The sequence below is a fragment of the Moraxella sp. RCAD0137 genome (genome assembly GCF_002894025.1).
GTDB lineage: Bacteria > Pseudomonadota > Gammaproteobacteria > Pseudomonadales > Moraxellaceae > Moraxella > Moraxella porci.
Genome location: NZ_LTCC01000015.1, coordinates 29,087 through 46,029, shown reverse-complemented (window position 1 = coordinate 46,029; position 16,943 = coordinate 29,087). Strand labels below are relative to the sequence as shown.

The 16,943-nt window shown below is 47.6% G+C and carries 18 protein-coding genes and 2 tRNA genes; 9 read left to right on the top strand and 11 right to left on the bottom strand.

All coding sequences use genetic code 11. The features are described from left to right. Window positions 1–83: 83 nt before the first annotated feature. Together AZ602_RS08680 and glmS are read right to left on the bottom strand one after the other, a co-directional pair. The gene (locus AZ602_RS08680) at window positions 84–434 is read right to left on the bottom strand and encodes a TnsA endonuclease N-terminal domain-containing protein (protein WP_103034563.1); all 351 of its coding nucleotides are present in this window, start codon (window positions 432–434) and stop codon (window positions 84–86) included. A 149-nt stretch (window positions 435–583) separates the two neighbouring features. Continuing rightward, entirely contained in the window at window positions 584–2,422 is a 1,839-nt protein-coding gene (glmS, locus tag AZ602_RS08675; RefSeq protein ID WP_103034562.1) for a glutamine--fructose-6-phosphate transaminase (isomerizing), read from the bottom strand. A 349-nt stretch (window positions 2,423–2,771) separates the two neighbouring features. Between glmS and AZ602_RS08670 the strand changes: the two genes are divergently transcribed. Together AZ602_RS08670 and AZ602_RS08665 are read left to right on the top strand one after the other, a co-directional pair. Beyond that, on the top strand, window positions 2,772–3,263 hold the full coding sequence (locus AZ602_RS08670) for a hypothetical protein (RefSeq protein WP_199174110.1): 492 nt from the start codon (window positions 2,772–2,774) through the stop codon (window positions 3,261–3,263). Between the two features lie 134 nt (window positions 3,264–3,397). After that, window positions 3,398–4,300 (top strand): Hsp33 family molecular chaperone HslO, encoded by a 903-nt coding sequence (locus AZ602_RS08665; RefSeq protein WP_103034561.1) that lies wholly within the window; start codon window positions 3,398–3,400, stop codon window positions 4,298–4,300. Between the two features lie 53 nt (window positions 4,301–4,353). Here the strand turns inward: AZ602_RS08665 and AZ602_RS08660 are convergent, their stop codons facing one another. From AZ602_RS08660 to hisF, 5 genes are all read right to left on the bottom strand, one after another. Then, entirely contained in the window at window positions 4,354–4,935 is a 582-nt protein-coding gene (locus tag AZ602_RS08660; RefSeq protein WP_103034560.1) for a phosphatidylglycerophosphatase A, read from the bottom strand. 77 nt (window positions 4,936–5,012) lie between these two features. Continuing rightward, complete coding sequence (gene thiL / locus AZ602_RS08655) at window positions 5,013–5,942, bottom strand: thiamine-phosphate kinase (protein ID WP_103034559.1); 930 nt, start codon at window positions 5,940–5,942, stop codon at window positions 5,013–5,015. Between the two features lie 3 nt (window positions 5,943–5,945). Further along, window positions 5,946–6,473, bottom strand: coding sequence for a transcription antitermination factor NusB (gene nusB / locus AZ602_RS08650; protein ID WP_103034558.1), 528 nt, complete (start codon window positions 6,471–6,473; stop codon window positions 5,946–5,948). A 231-nt stretch (window positions 6,474–6,704) separates the two neighbouring features. Beyond that, window positions 6,705–7,199, bottom strand: coding sequence for a 6,7-dimethyl-8-ribityllumazine synthase (gene ribE / locus AZ602_RS08645; RefSeq protein WP_078254621.1), 495 nt, complete (start codon window positions 7,197–7,199; stop codon window positions 6,705–6,707). A 183-nt stretch (window positions 7,200–7,382) separates the two neighbouring features. Beyond that, a complete protein-coding gene (gene hisF / locus AZ602_RS08640) occupies window positions 7,383–8,165 on the bottom strand; it encodes an imidazole glycerol phosphate synthase subunit HisF (RefSeq protein ID WP_103034557.1) in 783 nt (260 codons plus the stop codon). Between the two features lie 176 nt (window positions 8,166–8,341). Between hisF and AZ602_RS08635 the strand changes: the two genes are divergently transcribed. From AZ602_RS08635 to AZ602_RS08615, 5 genes are read left to right on the top strand one after another with little or no spacing between them, the layout of a single operon-like run. After that, a complete protein-coding gene (locus AZ602_RS08635; RefSeq protein ID WP_103034556.1) occupies window positions 8,342–9,340 on the top strand; it encodes a homoserine kinase in 999 nt (332 codons plus the stop codon). A 41-nt stretch (window positions 9,341–9,381) separates the two neighbouring features. After that, window positions 9,382–10,290, top strand: a complete 909-nt coding sequence (locus tag AZ602_RS08630; RefSeq protein ID WP_158245123.1) for an AEC family transporter — start codon at window positions 9,382–9,384, stop codon at window positions 10,288–10,290. Window positions 10,291–10,314: 24 nt separating this feature from the next. Continuing rightward, entirely contained in the window at window positions 10,315–11,199 is an 885-nt protein-coding gene (locus AZ602_RS08625; RefSeq protein ID WP_078317311.1) for a class II glutamine amidotransferase, read from the top strand. 29 nt (window positions 11,200–11,228) lie between these two features. Beyond that, window positions 11,229–12,062, top strand: coding sequence for a DUF3025 domain-containing protein (locus AZ602_RS08620; protein ID WP_227525208.1), 834 nt, complete (start codon window positions 11,229–11,231; stop codon window positions 12,060–12,062). 11 nt (window positions 12,063–12,073) lie between these two features. Then, complete coding sequence (locus AZ602_RS08615) at window positions 12,074–12,502, top strand: CopD family protein (RefSeq protein WP_227525207.1); 429 nt, start codon at window positions 12,074–12,076, stop codon at window positions 12,500–12,502. A gap of 6 nt (window positions 12,503–12,508) precedes the next feature. Here AZ602_RS08615 and AZ602_RS08610 read toward each other — a convergent pair whose 3' ends face one another. From AZ602_RS08610 to gltX, 4 genes are all read right to left on the bottom strand, one after another. Beyond that, on the bottom strand, window positions 12,509–13,195 hold the full coding sequence (locus AZ602_RS08610; protein WP_103034552.1) for a metal-dependent hydrolase: 687 nt from the start codon (window positions 13,193–13,195) through the stop codon (window positions 12,509–12,511). A gap of 84 nt (window positions 13,196–13,279) precedes the next feature. Then, a tRNA-Glu gene (locus AZ602_RS08605) sits at window positions 13,280–13,355 on the bottom strand. A gap of 97 nt (window positions 13,356–13,452) precedes the next feature. Further along, a tRNA-Ala gene (locus AZ602_RS08600) sits at window positions 13,453–13,528 on the bottom strand. A gap of 125 nt (window positions 13,529–13,653) precedes the next feature. Continuing rightward, on the bottom strand, window positions 13,654–15,156 hold the full coding sequence (gene gltX / locus AZ602_RS08595; protein WP_103034551.1) for a glutamate--tRNA ligase: 1,503 nt from the start codon (window positions 15,154–15,156) through the stop codon (window positions 13,654–13,656). A gap of 362 nt (window positions 15,157–15,518) precedes the next feature. Here gltX and rsmH point away from each other — a divergent pair, with 362 nt between their 5' ends. Next, window positions 15,519–16,499 (top strand): 16S rRNA (cytosine(1402)-N(4))-methyltransferase RsmH, encoded by a 981-nt coding sequence (gene rsmH / locus AZ602_RS08590; protein ID WP_103034550.1) that lies wholly within the window; start codon window positions 15,519–15,521, stop codon window positions 16,497–16,499. 89 nt (window positions 16,500–16,588) lie between these two features. Then, on the top strand, window positions 16,589–16,942 hold the full coding sequence (locus AZ602_RS08585) for a cell division protein FtsL (protein WP_103034549.1): 354 nt from the start codon (window positions 16,589–16,591) through the stop codon (window positions 16,940–16,942). The last annotated feature ends 1 nt before the right edge of the window (window position 16,943 follow it).

Here is a 16,943-nt window from a genome sequence, read left to right as displayed (position 1 = left end):
TTCTAGAAATGGATATTTGTCGCCTATTGATGCGGAGAATATTTACTATTGTTCATTAAAACCGTCAGGCTATGCTGCTTGACTCAAGCAATCTTGTCTCCGATAAACTCGGGACGGTTCACTTTATTTTTGGCATTTAACGTGATGTAAAAATCTGAAGTCATCACCTTATTTTCGCCTCTGATTCTTGGATGCCTAATATTAGCCTCCGTTGCTAAAGCTATGGTCTCTTCCAAATTTAATGCAAATTGTTCGTCAATCGAAACCACATTTGCATTCCATTCAAACAATAAGAAAATACTCAATTCTAAGTCAGATAACAAATGATGGGTGCGGCCTGATTTATGCCCAAACACTCGATGTGACCTTCCAAATGATGAAATATCCTGCACTTTTACAAAAGGTTGGTAAGGTTGTGGTTTTTTAATAGGCATAAAAAATCCTTCATTATTCTCAAGAACAGAATAACAAAGGATTAAACAGGTGTCAATAGTATGATACCTAATTAAAAAGTATGATAAGTAATTACTTAGTATGATACCTAATTACTTTGCTACATTAATTTCATACAGCGATGGCTGACTTATTCCACCGTCACCGACTTAGCTAGGTTACGCGGTTTATCGACATCGGTGCCACGCACCAAGGCGACATGATAAGACAGTAGCTGTACGCCAATGGTGTGTACAATCGGTGACAGCACACCGACATGGCGTGGGGTGCGGATGACATGGATGCCATCGCCAGCGGTGAAGTCGCTATCTAGATCAGATAGGACAAACAGCTCACCGCCACGGGCGCTGACTTCTTGCATATTGGCTTTGACTTTATCAAGTAGGCCATCATTTGGCGAGATGACGACAACAGGCATATTCTCATCGACGAGCGCCAATGGGCCATGCTTAAGCTCGCCAGCTGGATAGGCTTCAGCATGGATGTAGGTCAGCTCTTTGAGTTTTAGAGCGCCTTCTAGGGCGATTGGATAATGAATACCACGACCTAGGAACAGTGCCGATGGCTTGGCAGAGAATTTTTGTGCCCATGCGCCAAGCTGCGGCTCAAGGTTCAAAGCGTGCTGAATGCTGCCTGGTAGTAGGCGTAGCTCTTCGGCGTATTGTTCAGCGGTCTCATCGCTGACATGACCACGGATTTTACCTAAAGTCACTGCCAAGCCAAATAGCACCACAAGCTGTGTGGTAAACGCTTTGGTGCTTGCCACGCCGATCTCAGCACCGGCACGGGTATAGATTGCAAGCGTTGAGTTACGAGGCAGGGCTGACTCCATCACATTACAGATGGATAGGCTGTATTTGTGCCCTTGGGTCATGGCAAACTTCAACGCTTCCATGGTATCAAGCGTCTCGCCTGATTGGCTGATGGTCACGATCAGCTCGTTTTCATCACCGATGACATCACGATAGCGATATTCGCTGGCGATCTCGACATCGCAGCGGATTTTGGCAATACTTTCAAGCCAGTATTTGCCTGTCAAAGCGGCATAATACGAAGTACCGCAGGCAAGAATCTTGATGCTATTGATTTTGCCAAAAATCTCAGGTGCATCATCACCAAAGTTCTCAGCGATAAAACCACCTTCCAAGAAAATCTCAGCGGTATCCGACACGGCACGAGGCTGCTCATAAATCTCTTTTTGCATAAAGTGGCTGTATGGGCCAAGCTCAAGTGAGGCAAGCGATAGCTCAGATGTTTTAATGATACGCTGGGCTTCATTGCCTTCTTTATCAAGCAGTTTATCGATACCATTGGCGGATAATAGGGCGATATCACCATCTTCTAGATAGCTGACGCGGCGAGTGAACGCAATCACGGCTGAGACATCTGAGGCGATGAATACTTCTTCATCACCAAAAGCCACCAGCAGTGGACAGCCCATGCGAGCGACGACCATTTGATTTGGCTTATCATTGGCGATGACAGCGATGGCATAAGCCCCATGAAAGCGAGAGGTAGCAGTCTGCACCGCACGATATAAATCACCACCATTGGCCTCATATTCGTGATGCACGCTGTGGGCGATGACTTCGGTGTCGGTTTGTGATTCGAACACATAGCCCAGTGCTTCTAGGCGGCTACGTTCGGCTTCGAAGTTTTCGATGATGCCGTTATGCACGACCGAGATGAGTCCTGCTGAGATATGTGGGTGGGCGTTTGGCTCGGTCACGCCACCATGTGTTGCCCAGCGGGTATGCCCGATGCCGGTATGACCATAGATTTCTTTGTTTTTGGCGGCTTCTTCCATCAGTGCCACACGACCAACACGACGCACACGGCGAATCCCTGTTTCGGTCTGCACGGCGATGCCTGATGAGTCATAGCCACGATATTCTAGGCGTTTTAGGCCATCTGTGAGAAAATCAACCACATTATGATGTGCACGAATGGCACCGACGATACCGCACATAAGCTGTTCCTTAGTATCAAATTAGTCAAAGATAACAATCAGCACCACTTTATCCCAAATCGTTAGATAAAGCATGCTGATCAAGCCCTTTATTATAGCATGGTGTATTTGGTGGAGCGTGTAAATTTTTTTTAATAAAAAGCAGGCAGCGAGATGGACTGGGATGGATAATTTTTTTCACACTGAATGTTGTCTGTCTTATTTATCGCTGCGTGTAATTTAGCGTAAATAAATGGTTAATTCATGTAAAAACGCTTGTCATACATATTTTGTTACATATAATAGCACTCATGGGATCGGACAGTTGTTCACTGATTTGATCATTTTTTCATCTTTTAAGGAGTATGTGATGAAAGCATTATTCAAAACTTTGGCGATGGGTTCTGTTGTGGCGATGGCGTTGGTGGGTACAGCACACGCAGGCGATGTGACTTGTTCATCGACGCTTGGTAAGCAGCGTATCGATGGTGATGTCGTGGTGCGTGGCACTTGTACGCTCAATGGCACAACCGTCGATGGCAATGTCAAAGTTTATCAAGGAGGTAAACTCATCATCAAAAACGCCACCATCGATGGCGATGTCCAAGCAGACAAGGCAAGCTCGGTGTCAGTCACTGGCGGTGCGGTCAATGGTAACATCCAAGTCAAGCAGTCAAGCAGTGTGCGTATCAATGGTGTGCGTGTTGATGGCGATATTCAGCTGTTTGATAATCGTGGCAGCGTGCGTGCCGAGCGCAACACCGTCGATGGTAACTTACAGTGCAAAGGCAATACCAAACAGGTCACTGGTCAAGCCAATCGCGTTAATGGCAATAAAGAAGATCAGTGCAAAGCGCTATAAACCTGTTCTTTGACAAATTAAAACCAAGTCATCTGATGGCTTGGTTTTTTATTTTATGTGGCAAATGATTTGTAAAATCACCCATCATCCCCATATAACTGGCATCTTATTTATTTGCTAATTTGGATCATATTATGACAACTGACCTCAATAACTACCGTCAGCGTTTTTTTATCAATCATTCTGCTGTGCGCGGTGATGTGGTGCGTCTGACTGATGCCTATCAAACCGTCATCGACCAAAAGGCTTATCCTGCCGCCATCAAGGCATTGCTCGGTGAGATGTTGGTGTCGGCAAGTCTCTTGATCAGCACATTAAAAATCGATGGCAAGCTCTCCATTCAGCTACAAAGCTCCGATGAGCATGCCAAGCTGAACTGGGCGATGGCAGAGTGCGACCACACAGGCGCGGTGCGTGCTTTGGCAGGCTTCGATGCTGACAGTGAGGATGATCAAGCATTTTGGCAGTCATTGAGCAGCAGTAATCAAGCCTTTGCCCAGCTGGGTGCAGGCGTGCTGTTTATCAGCATCCATCCTGAACAAGGCGAAGCGTATCAAGGCATCGTCGAGCGCGTCAGTGATGATTTGGGCGAGTGTTTGGCGCATTATCAAAAGCAATCGGCGCAGATCCCAACCATCATCAAGCTTGCTACCAGTGAGGCATCGGCAGGCGGCGTATTGGTGCAGCTGTTGCCGCAGACGGATGCCGACAAAGAAAATGATCCTGATTTGTGGGATCGCTTGATCGCGCTCACCAGCACGCTAAAAGATGAGGAAATCACCGATTTGCCTGCCGATGAGATCTTATATCGCTTATATCACGAAGAAGAAGTGGTGCTGCCAGAGCCGACGCCATTGCATTTTGCCTGCACCTGTTCGCTCGAAAAAAGCCAAGGCGCCATCATGCAGCTGGGCTATGATGAGGCCAAGCAAGCGGTCGCGGCACACGGCGGCGTATTGGTGCTTGACTGCGGTTTTTGTGGTAAAGAGTATCCTTTTGATGAACAAGCCATCGAAGCGCTGTTTGCTGATGCGTGATGCAGTGAGTGATAAGCCCGCCAAGCAGCGGGCTTTTTTAATGATTCAAATCACTAAGTCATCGGGGTAAAGCTAAACACGATAATCACCGTAATCATCCCTGCAATGATGCCTGCCAGCACATCATCAAGCATAATCCCAAAGCCACCCGAGACGTGCTTATCTGCCCAGCTGATCGGTGCTGGCTTTAACACATCAAACAGGCGAAATAACCCAAAACTTAGCACAACAACAATCCAAAAAGTGATGGAAGCTGGATAAAAATCACTCAACTGCCCAAACTGATGCAGTACAAATACCGTCGGCAATAAACTTAACCACATCCCCACCCATTCATCCCAAACGATGTGCGGATCATCGTCGATGCCCATGAGTCTAGATGTCTGACCACAGATAAAGCTACCGACAATCAGTCCGATAAGCGTCACCGCCACAAACACCCAAAATCCCGCCCAAATCATAGGCAGGGCAACAACAAGACCGCCCACTGTACCCCAAGTACCGGCAGCACGGCGTGGCAGTCCTGAACCAAGACCGATACCAAGCCAATAAATGCACTTGTCAAAAGTGCTGGCAGTTGGTGGGCAAGGCGGACAGTGATTGGATTGGTAGATATCGGGTTTGGCTTGGCTCATGGACTTATTCTTGGTTGGTTAAAATGAATTAGAAAGATGAGATTGGTAGTTATGGGTGTCAAACAAGATGGTCGTTCCTAAAAATGCTCAAATCCTTTGATATCAAACGCGACCGCTTGCCCATGCTCAAATAACTGCACACCACCATCCGCCACAATCTCACCAATGGCATGGATGGAAAAATGGGGAAAATTAGCCTGAAATTGGTCAAATTTTTCTTTGTTCATCGTAAAGCATAACTGATAATCATCACCGCCATTTATGATATGCTGATATTTTTGGGCAAAGGGTAGATGTTCTAGCAGGGTATGACAAGGGATTTTATCCAAATCGAGTCGGGCGCCAACACCGCTTGCCGCTAAGATATGCCCCAAATCCTGCCCTAGGCCATCTGATATATCAATCATGCTATGGGCATAACCACGCAATGCCTGCCCAAGCGCCACCTGTGGCTCGGGATAATCAAGCTTGTCGCGTAACTGACTTGGCTGATTTTGCAGAATTTGGGATAAGGCAAAACTTGCTGAGCCGATATGACCGCTGACACAAATCACATCACCGACCATCGCACCATGACGCGTGATGGCTTGGTGTTTTGGAATATAACCCACTGCTGTCACACTAATGGTCGTCGTCGGTGCATATGTGGTATCACCGCCGATGAGCTTGACGCCATAGCGATTACAAATCGCATACAGTCCATCAGCAAAGCCTGCCACCCAAGCGACATCATAGCTCGGTAGGCTTAACGCAAGGGTAATACTATGCGGTGTCGCCCCCATCGCAGATAGGTCAGATAGATTGACTGCCACCGCCTTATGCCCGATGGCGTGTGCTGGCGTGTCACTGGGATAATGGCGATTTGCCACCATGGTATCGGTGCAGATGACCAGCTGCTGACCGGCAGGCACATCGACGACAGCACAGTCATCACCGACGCTGATGGCGATATCATTCGTCGCTTGATGACGGCTAAAATGCTGTGCGATGAGCGAAAATTCGGACATAAGTCAGTTGGCAGATTTTTTGGCTTGGTCGGCGTTGACTTCGGTTTCACGCACGACTTTGGCGTATTGATCCAGCACGGCGTTGATCAGCTTATGCGCATCGGTTGCCCCAAAGTGGGTGTTCAACTGCATGGCTTCATCAAGGACGACTTTATAAGGGATGTGTAGGCTGTGTTTGAGTTCATACGCACCGATCAGCAATACTGCTTTTTCGATGGTATCAAGGCGATCAAAGCTACGATCGATGTAGCTTGAGATGTCGAGCACCAATTGATCTGCTTGCTCTGGAATCTGACGCATCAATTCATGATAATAGCCCAAATGCACGGTATGCATGGCATTGTCCGCACGAGTACGAGCGGCGATGGTGTGTGGCTCGTTGCCGCCCATCAGATGACGATCGATTTTTGAGAAGCGATAATCGGTCAATAGCCACTCATAAAGACCCTGTAGGGCAAAACGGCGCGCCTTACGCACGGCGGTGTGAGAAGTCTTATAGCCTGTGTCTGATGGGATAATATGGTCTGTCATAAACGATGTCCAGTAATGGCAAAAGGATGCATATGGCTTACTATACCATAAATTCGCCAGTGCATAAATTGGCAAATCAAGCAAATTTGCAAGGCGTGCCAAGCATCCGATTGCAAAGCAAAAGATCAATTGAAGCTGTTAAATAGTACAGAATGCTGGCTCATTCGTGATGCGTCGCCAAAACGCACCGAGCATATCCACCCTATGATGGATATGCCAAGATGGATAAACTTAGATGGCTTTTAGGACTGAGACCATCTCAAGGGCAGTCATCGCGGCTTCATAGCCTTTATTGCCTGCTTTGGTGCCGGCGCGCTCGATGGTCTGCTCGATGTTCTCGGTGGTCAAGATGCCGTTAATGACAGGCTTGCCTAGGCTGAGTGCGACTTGGCTTAGACCTTTGGCAGACTCATTGGCGACGATGTCAAAATGCGGTGTTGCGCCACGGATGATGGCACCGAGTACGATGATGGCGTCGTATTTGTCCGACTCAGCCAGACGCTTGGCGGTGAGTGGTAGCTCAAATGCACCAGGCACACGCACCACATCGATGTTTTCGCCTTGCACACCGTGGCGTACTAGGGCGTCGATAGCACCTTCAACCAAGCTTTCAACCAAAAAGCCATTAAAACGACCAACAGCGATACCGATGCGTACAGCAGTGTTGTTGTCCAAAGCGCCTTCGATGTGCGTGATGGCGGCTTTTTGTGCAGTATAAGTTGTCATTGTCTTATCCTAATTTTAAAAATATATGAATGATTGTCATAGAGCTATTGTAGCATACATTGGCTGTGTTTTTAAGCGTCATTTTGCAACCTTTGATTGCAAAATTGCTCATGATTCAGCTGTCTGATTGGCGATAAAACTGGCTTAACTGACTTTATCATGCTTTATCATGCTTTTCGTGCTTTATCGTGGCTCAACCAATCGCATGGGAATGCCTTGGGCTGCCATAAATTCTTTGGCTTGACGGATGGTATAATCACCAAAATGAAAAATACTCGCTGCCAACACCGCATCAGCACCGCCTAGGGTGACACCGTCTGCCAAGTGCTGTAGATTGCCCACACCGCCCGATGCGATCACAGGAATATTGACACGATCAGAGATAGTGCGAGTCAGCTCAAGGTCATAGCCACGGCGTGTACCATCGCCATCCATACTGGTAACAAGCAGTTCGCCTGCACCGCGTTTGGTCATTTCTACTGCCCATTCGATGGCATCGATGCCTGTGGCTTTGCGTCCGCCATGAGTGAAAATTTCAAAGCCTGTGCTGCCATCAGGCTTAGTGACTCGCTTGGCATCGATAGAGACGACGATGCACTGATTGCCAAAACGAGCCGCGGCATCATTGACCAAATCAGGATTGGTGATGGCAGCAGAGTTGATGCCGACCTTGTCCGCACCGGCATTTAGTAGATTGCGAATGTCTTCGATTTTGCGTACGCCACCACCGACGGTCAGTGGAATGAAGATGGATTTGGCAATCAGCTCAACGGTATGATAAGTGGTGTCACGGCCATCGGAAGTGGCGGTGATGTCCAAAAAGGTGATTTCGTCGGCACCTTGGTCGTTGTAGCGTTTTGAGACTTCGACAGGATCGCCTGCATCTTTGATATCAACAAAATTCACGCCTTTGACGACGCGTCCATTTTCGACATCAAGGCAAGGGATCAGGCGTTTGGCAAGCATGGCGTATCCTATGGCAGATTATTGGGCAATGGTTGGCAGTAATTGGCGCTTATGCCAGAAATAATCACTGCTTAATCCTAAAATAACTTGGCAATTTTATCAAAAAATCATTAAAATATCAGCAAGTTTTTATTCTGGGTGATTTGCCCGATTTTGTGTCAATTGTAGGAAACCTTATGTCTGTTTATACCCATTTGTCCGAAGATGAATTTTTTGCGTTTTGTGGTCTGTTTGGCGTGAAATTCAAAAAAGCCATTCCCATCGTCCAAGGCGTGAAAAACTCCAACTGGTTTGTACAGACAGATGGCGACGAAGGCGATGATTTTTCTTATGTGTTCACCTTATACGAAGAGCGTGTGCCTGCTGATATCATGAAAATGGCCACCGTCATGCACGCCTTAAAGGATAAATTGCCGATTGCACCACCCTTGGTTAAGCTCACCGCCAAAGGCAATCAAATCGGTGAAGACTGTGTGATGCGTTATGAGAATAAAGCGATTTTGGTCGTGCCAAAATTAGCAGGTAGCCATCCAACCCAAACAGATACTGTGATGTGCTATGAAATGGGTAAGGCACTGGCGGTATTGCATGACACCTTGACCACGCTACAGCCTGCCGAAGACTATGGCGTGCCACTGTATGACTGGGCGAGAGTCAAAGAGCGTGAAACTGCCTTTATGCCGACCGATGAAGCGCGCCTGATGAACGACATTTGGACAGCGTATGCCAATTTGCCAAGCGATTTACCAAAAGGGCTTTGTCATCTGGATATGTTTACTGACAATACCTTGTGGGATTTTAGTGCCGAGATGCCACGCTTGACAGGCTTACTTGATTTTACTGAAGTGTCGGTGGAGCATTATTTGATGGATGTGGCAATCACCATCAACGATTTTTGTACCACTTGGGGCAATGCCACTGATGGTGAGAGCGTGAATTTTGATACCGCCAAGATGGATGCCTTTATCAAAGGCTATGAGAGTGTACGAGCATTGACAGCGGACGAAAAAACCGCACTGCCTGTGATGCTTGCCTATAGCGCGACCATCTTTTGGCTACTACGCCTCAATGTCATCTATTATAACCGTGAACAAGGGCGTACCGGCGATGACATTATGGTCAAAAATCCTGATTTGATGAAACGCTTGGCAAGCTATCATTGGGGGCGTGTCTAAGCAAGAATCAAGGATGATAAGTACGCCAAGATGGATGGATGATGATTGCACCGATTATAAATAGCTTAATCCCATTGGGTCTGTGTATTTTGACAGGCTTTGTGCTAAAGCATCAAGGGTTTTTGAGCGCTAAGACTTGGCAGCAGTTAGATAGGCTCAATTATTATTTGCTGTTCCCTGCGCTATTGTTCCTAAACTTAGCGACAGCGGACATGAATTTGGCGAAGTTTGCGCTGGCGTTGTCTGTGGTGCTGGCGGTGCTGCTGCTGGCGAGCATTGCGATTTTTGTGGCGCATCGAGTGTTTGACATTCATCCACAAAACATCGGTGTGTATATGCAAAGCGCCATCCGTTTTAATACCTATGTGGGGTTGGCGCTGATGGCATCACTGTTTGATGAGGCGGGCATGGTGATCTTTTCGCTGATCATTGCTTTGTTCATTCCGCCGATCAATGTGATCTCTGTCATTGCGCTGAGCCTACAGCATGGCTTTGATGCGCGGCTATTGCTGATGAATGTGCTGAAAAATCCGCTGATTGTGGTATGTGCATTGGCGCTTGCGTTCAATGCCTCATCGCTGACTTTGATGGCGGGCGTTGAGGGATTTTTTGGGCAATTGGCCTCAGCCAGCTTGCCTTTGGGTCTGTTGTGCATCGGTGCAGGGCTGCAATTTCGCCTAAAATCGAGCGAGCTTGGCATCATCATCGCCAACAGCCTGATCCGCCTGCTTTGCATGCCAGTGCTGGCCTATGCACTGTGTACGATGATGGGTGTGGTGGGCATTGAGCGACAGATCATCACGCTGTTTTTTGCGCTGCCGACCGCGCCAACTGCATTTTCATTGACCCAAGCGCTGGGCGGCAACCACCCATTGATGGCGAACATCATCAGTATGCAGACGCTGCTTGCGATGCTGACTTTGCCTGTGATTTTATGGCTAGTGCTATAATGTTTTGTTATTTAGAGATTGATTATGTGCCAACTATTAGGAATGAACTGTAACACACCCACTGACATCGGTTTTAGTTTTGCTGGCTTTCGGCAGCGTGGCGGATTGACCGACCATCACGAAGATGGGTTTGGGATTGCGTTTTTTGAGAAAACGGAGATGGGCGGCATCGGGCTGCGCCAATTTCATGATGATAAACCCAGCCATCAATCACCTGTGGCGGATTTGATCAATAACTATCCCATCCGTGCGATGAATGTCATTGCACACATCCGCAAAGCCACCACAGGCGGACACGGCCTTGCCAACATCCATCCGTTCGTGCGTGAGGTGTGGGGTGAGCAATGGGCATTTGCGCATAATGGGCAGATGACCGACAGTTTTGTCAAGCGTACCGAGCGACTGATGACCAACGGCAATGCTGAGCATTATGCGCCTGTGGGGACGACGGACAGCGAGCTGGCGTTTTGTTATCTACTAAACCGCCTAAAAGCCACCTTCAAAAGCCGTCCATCGGATGAGGCTTTGTTTACATTTTTGACCGCGCAATGTCGTTATCTGTCAGCCAATGGCTTGTTTAATTGCTTGATTTCTAATGGCGACTGGCAGCTGGGGTATGCTGGCAGCTTGTTGTTTTATTTGACGCGTAAAGCACCTTTTGGTGAGGCCAAGCTCTCCGATGGCGAGATGAGCATCAATTTTCAAGATGTCACCACCGAGAACGACAAAGTCACCATCATGACCACGATCCCTTTGACCAACAATGAATCTTGGCAGCAGTTTGCGGTCGATGAATGCTTGATATTCCAAGATGGTGATGTGGTATTTCGTGATACGCCAAGCAAAAAAACTTATCTAAGCATCGAAGAGGGCATCGCACTGGCGCGCTCAGTCGGGGCGAGTGTGTGATGGCATCCATAAGTTTTATTGATGCTTTTGTGACTATTGACCAATCACGCCCTTGGCTGACACCATTGTTGGCGATGCATCAGGCTTATCAGGTTGATGGCAAAGTGCCGTTGGCCGCATGGCTCAATGCGTATTTTGCCAAGGCAACTGTACCGCTAGTCAGCTGTACAGGGCGATCGCTTAGCTTTAGCGACCAAAGCGATTTGCCGCATGGCGTAGCATACGAACACCATATCGGAGAGACAGGCAACATCCCCACGAGGGATAATCTGCATGATTGGTTCGGTGCGTGCATTTGGGCGACTTATCCTAAGTCTAAAGCCATGCTCAATCATCACCATCTAAAGCACCTAAGCGATGACAACACCAACAACAAACGCAATCGTGTGCGTGATGCCATCACGGTGTTTGATGAAAATGGCATCATCTTGGCGGTGCGTGATGATGCGATTGGGATAACTATTGCCAAAAGTCTGTGTCAGTTTGATTGGGTAGGTTCGCTTGTCACCCCAAGGCAGTCTTGGTATCAGCCAGGTGCTGATAAGCAAACCGATATCCATGCTCAAGCATTTATCTTTGGGCACGCATTATTAGAACAACTGATCCACCCACGCAAAAATTTATGCGGTCATACGCTGATTATCCCTGTGGGTGGCTCGTTTTTTGAGATGTCATTTGCCGAACGCTTGTCGATATTAGATGAGCTTGTCGCACAAAAGCTCAACCATTGGCTATCCAATCCTACCGCTACACCAAGAGATTTGCAACCTTTGCCTGTGCTTGGCGTACCGTATTTTTGGGATGGTCAAGATGATGGCTTTTATCAGGATAAAAGTGTGTTTCGTGATGGACGCAGACAATGATGAAGATTGCCTTGTTTTTACATTTAATCGGTGCTAGTATTTGGGTGGGCGGACATCTATATTTGCTGATTCGCCTGATGCCAAGATTTGTCCGTGATCAAGATGTGGCAGGTTTTTTGAAGTTTGAAAAAAGCTACGAGCCACTTGGTATGACGGCATTGGCAGTGCAGGTACTGACGGGTCTGTATATGATGAATGCCATCGTACCTGCGGCAACTTGGCTGACACCGATGGGTTATCTGACCGCTCTTATCCATGCCAAATTGACTTGGCTGCTGTTGACCATCATCACCGCACTGCACGCTCGATTTAGAGTGGTAGCTAAGCTTGAGCAGGGTAAATTTACCGATAACACCCTAAAGGTGATGGCAATTCATGTAGGTCTGATTTGTTTGTGGTCAATATGTTTTGTGGCGACAGGGATGGCATTTCACTTTTGACTGTACTTAGCTGATCACCTGACGCGTGATGCGCACTAAGCTGCGCCACAGATCACCATAAGGCGGCGCGACATAGACCACTGCAGCCAGTAGCGCATAAAGGCAAGTGTATTGTACAGGCTTTTTGCGTTCAAAAAGTTTAAACGCACTGCCAGCAGATTTTTTTAGGCGCAGGCCATAGACATTGACGCTATAAATCTCATCCAGCAGCAGGTGGATCATGGCGCCGATAAACAGCACCAAGCCAAACAGCCAGCTGACAAAGGCGGTGAGCTTTAGCCCATAAAACGCCCCGCAAGCCAAAAGCAGCCCAAACAGCGCCATATATGGCACAGAGTGTACCATGCCACGATGCACAGTCAGGCGGCTGAATGTCTCAAACAGCCCAAAACGCAGCAATAAAAATGCCACCAACCACAAAATCAAAGAATCGAGCACCAGCTGATCGGCGGTATAACGGTTGGCATATAAGATGGTGATGAGTGTCGATGTGATGAGCGAGAAGATTAGAAATCCTTGAGCGGCAGGGCGTGAATGCTCAAGGTCGATGTCAGGCAGCAGGCTGCCAAGCGTGCCAACGATGGCGCACAGCACCGCTGTTGTCAGACCATACAGTTCAAAATAATAACCAGCAGCAGCGATCACGATGCTGCCAGCAGCGCCGACGCTCAAGTGAGTGGTAAAATTTGCCATAATGCGCCATCCAACACAATCATCACAAACAAAAAAGCCAGTCTGATATAAGACTGGCGATTTGCTCTCTATAGAGAAGAATATTGGCATCCCATAGGGGATTCGAACCCCTGTTACCGCCGTGAAAGGGCGGTGTCCTAGGCCTCTAGACGAATGGGACGCAAGGTTCGTTATTTTTTTAATAAAAACTAAAAAATAACTGAATAGTTATAGAATGTAAGAAAATGCCTAGGTGCTTACATTCCTCATTAGCAATTTGGTGGAGCTAAGCGGAGTCGAACCGCTGACCCCTTGCATGCCATGCAAGTGCTCTACCAACTGAGCTATAGCCCCGTGCTAATGAGTGCGTATTATACAGTAATTTTTGGGAGCGTCAAGACTTTTTTTGCAAAAAATTTGCAGATTTGGCCATCGGCAGCCCGTGATTTGATTTTGTCTTTATCAAATCCAATCACTGATTATTCATCCGCTAAGAAATTTGGCAAAGATTTGTTCTTTTCTTCAAGCTTTTTGAGCTTTTTCTTGCCAAGACCGCCAAGCACTTCGGTAGCATGACGCAGGCGAGCCAGTGTCATATCTGCACCGATGACGAACATGGAGTTCATCACAGGCGTGCTCGATGTGCTACCTGCAATGGCAACAAAAAATGGCTGCATAAAGTCTTTGAGCTTAATCTCAAAATTCGCCGCTAAGCCTTTTAGTACCTTATAGATATTCTCTTCGCTCCACTCAGGTAGGCCCTCAAGCTGCCATGTGGCAAGGTATAAAATCTCAATGAGCTGATCAGTATCCAGTGATTTATGGGCGAAATCTTCGGCAGTGATGGCTGGCAAGTTTTGGAAATAAAAGCCTGCCCAGTTCACGGCATCAGACAGTAGATTGATGCGTGGCTGAATGGCTTTGGCGATGGCGGTGAGCTTGGCATCATCGCTTGCCCATGCTAGGATGGTATTTTTTAGATTTTCTACATCCATAGCGCGTAGGTATTCGCCGTTTAGCCAGTAGAGTTTTTCGATATCAAAGACAGGGCCACCCAGTGATACACGCTGGATATCAAAGCTTGCAATCAGCTCATCTAGGGTGAATTTTTCTTGATCATTCGGTAGGCTGTAACCCATGCGACCTAGGTAGTTCAGTAGAGCTTCAGGCAAGACGCCAGCATCACGGTAGTAGGTGATGGAAGTTGGGTTTTTGCGTTTTGACAGTTTGGATTTGTCAGGGTTACGCAGTAGCGGCATATGGCATAGCACAGGCATTTCCCAACCGAAATACTGGTATAGCAGTTGATGTTTTGGTGCTGATGGTAGCCATTCTTCACCACGCAATACATGGGTAATTTGCATCAAATGGTCATCGACGACATTGGCAAGATGGTAAGTTGGCAGTCCATCGGTCTTTAGCAAAACTTGCATATCGACCTGCTCCCAAGGGATAGTGACTTCGCCACGCAGCATATCATGAATGGTGCAGACACCTTCGCTTGGCACACGCATACGGATGACATAAGGCTTGCCTTGGGCGACTAGAGCGTCTGATTCTTCACGACTCAGGTTGGCATAGCGGCCGTCGTATTTGACCGGTAAGCCTTGTGCCATTTGTGCTTCACGCATGGCGTCTAGCTCTTCGGGTGTGCAAAAACAGCGGAATGCATGACCATCATCAAGTAGCTGCTGAGCATATTTTTTATAAATTTCACTACGCTCTGACTGACGATACGGTGCGTGCGGGCCGCCGACATCAGGGCCTTCTGACCAAGTCAAACCCATCCATTTTAGGGCGTTTAGGATCATCTGTTCAGATTGTGCGGTCGAGCGGACTTGGTCGGTGTCTTCGATACGCAGGATGAATTCACCGCCCATCGACTTGGCAAAGGCGAGATTGAATAAGGCGATATAAGCCGTGCCAACATGGGGAAAGCCTGTTGGACTAGGGGCGATACGAGTACGAACTGGACGAGTCATAATATTCTCAAAAAAATAAAATTTGGATAAAATCTGACTTATGATACCAAATTAGCACGATTTTTGGTAGCTGTCGATGTGATGATGGTGATGAATCGCCAAAGCTGTTTAAAATCAGTAACAAACGCATACAAAAAACCGCCACATTTTCCCCAAAAATACACCAATTACTGCTAAAATAGTAAGGTTATGGCTCCATAAGATTATTAAAGCATACTTGATTTATTTTAGATTTATTAAATTTGTAATTTTGTTAAATTATTTATGCTGATGATCGATAGCACTCAAGTGGTTCATAATCATTGCAAACTTAGCCATAACCCACTAAAACTAGCCAAAAACCTAAGCCAAAAAGGGGCGATATGTCAAGCCAAGCTGTAGCCGAATTTAGTCACACCACTGTCTTACTCGAAGAGACGGTGGCGATGGTGCTTGGCGTCAAGACGCTTGCCGATGTGCCAAAGCGGTCGGTATCGGGCGTCTATGTCGATGCGACCTTTGGGCGCGGTGGGCATAGCCGCTTGCTGCTGGAGTATCTGGCGGATGATGCTTGTCTTGTGGTGTTTGACAAAGACCCTGAAGCCATCGCTGTGGCACGGGACTTAGCACAGACAGATGCACGCATCAAAGTGGTGCATGATAGCTTTGCAAGTCTATCAGATAGCCTGATGGCACTGGGTATTGATAAGATTGATGGCTTGATGGCAGACCTTGGTGTGTCAAGCCCGCAGTTGGATGATGGCGCTCGTGGCTTTAGCTTTATGCGAGATGGGGCGGTGGATATGCGCATGGATACCACGCGTGGTGAGCCTGTGTCGGCGTGGCTTGCTCGTGTGTCTGCCGATGAGCTTGCTGATGTATTGTTTGAATATGGCGAAGAGCGCCATTCACGGCGTATCGCTCGAGCGATCAAGGCGATGGAAAATTATGACTCAACGCTGGCACTGGCAGAAGTTATCAAACAGGCACATCCAAACTGGCAAAAAGGCAAGCATCCTGCCACCCAAAGCTTTCAAGCGATGAGAATTTTTATCAATAATGAGCTTGGTGATGTCGATGATTTTCTAGAGCAGAGCATCAGGGTGCTAAAGGCAGGCGGTGAGCTTGCGGTGATCAGCTTTCATTCGCTTGAAGATCGCCGTATCAAGCAGTTTTTACAAAGACATAGTCGTGGCCAATACGAAGAAGATGCACATCTGCCGATACCGCCTGTGCGTCCCAAATACTTTGGTAAACCAAAGCGAGTCGCACCCAGCGATGCTGAAGTCAAAGCCAATCCCCGTGCGCGCAGTGCATGGCTGCGTGGCGCGACTCGTAGCGATGTGGCGTGGGTGGATGCCTAAGGTCGGCAGATCGGGCAGTACTTGGTAATATAAACTTAAGATCGATTAAAGATTGATACATTGGATTGAATGGATAGGCGGTAAGTGACATGAGCAATTCTCATCTGACAGCGAAGACGAGCAATGGCAGCATGATTTGGATGCTAAGAGCGGTGTTGGCGATTTTGGTGGTGATGATTTTTGCGACAGCGCTGGGCATCGTCACCCAAACTCAAACCCGTCATGAAACTTACATCGAGCTACAAAAACTTAGCCGTGAATTGAATCTATTAAAAATCGAAGAGCAGCGGCTGATGATTGAGCAACAGACATTCAGCGCCACCCCGCAAGTGGCCAGCCGTGCGGTGAGTGAGCTGGGCATGTTTTTCCCAAGTGCCGATAGCCGCCGAGTCATCACACCCAGTGCCAAACCTGCAACCGAGTCGAGCCAAACAAGTGAGTAAA